An 819-nucleotide genomic window follows, 5' to 3' on the forward strand; every position below is an offset into this window, starting at 1 on the left:
TTGGTGGAGACGGTGAATCAGGCGAATAATGCGGTACCGAACAGCCGGAAAGTGAATGGCAAGGCGTTGAGTGGGGATGTCAGTTTAAGTGCCGGGGATGTGGGGGCTTTTCCGAGTGTTGTTTCAGTTAACAACATCCCATCTCGCTCATTCATCGGACCATTTTCTGGTGAAAGAAATGCGAGATGGGCAAAGGGTATTAATGTTGGACTATCAGGTGATGTCGGGCAGATATATGTATCTGCCGACGGTGTACTACACGCATATTTTCTAAACTCGAACGGAGATGTAGCAGGGGGCTCAGTGGGTAGTTACCCTGTGGGTTCTCCAATTCCGTGGCCGTTACAAAATGTGCCTGCTGGCTATCTAGCATGCAATGGTCAATCATTTAATAAAACGCAATATTCACAATTAGCTGTTGCTTACCCATCGGGCGTATTACCCGATTTAAGAGGGGAATTTATTCGAGGTTGGGATGATAGCCGGGGTGTTGATCCTGGGCGTGTGTGTGGTTCGTGGCAAGAAGATGCGCTCCAAAATATTACGGGCTCCATCGGAATGAGAAAAGGGGTAGAGGGTCCGCAGGCGGCAGGGGCTTTTACAGCAATATTTAAAAAAATTGCTGATTCAGGACACACAGGCGAAAATTGGGGGGTATCCGGGGATTGGAATTTTAACGCATCACGTGTCGCACGTACTGCAAACGAAACCCGCCCCCGCAATATCGCCTTTAACTACATAGTGAGAGCAGCATAATGACAGAACAGAAATACTCTTTAGAACATGAAACCGCTGTATTGGGTAAAGATGGATTAGCCA

The 819-nt window shown here is 47.6% G+C and carries 1 protein-coding gene; it reads left to right on the forward strand.

The window, feature by feature from the left end; genetic code table 11:
• Positions 1-756: phage tail protein (locus EAE89_RS23060; RefSeq protein ID WP_214086673.1), on the forward strand; the 756-nt coding region annotated here is incomplete at its 5' end.
• Positions 757-819: the final 63 nt, after the last annotated feature.

The sequence above is a fragment of the Photorhabdus heterorhabditis genome (assembly GCF_018448905.1).
GTDB lineage: Bacteria > Pseudomonadota > Gammaproteobacteria > Enterobacterales > Enterobacteriaceae > Photorhabdus > Photorhabdus heterorhabditis.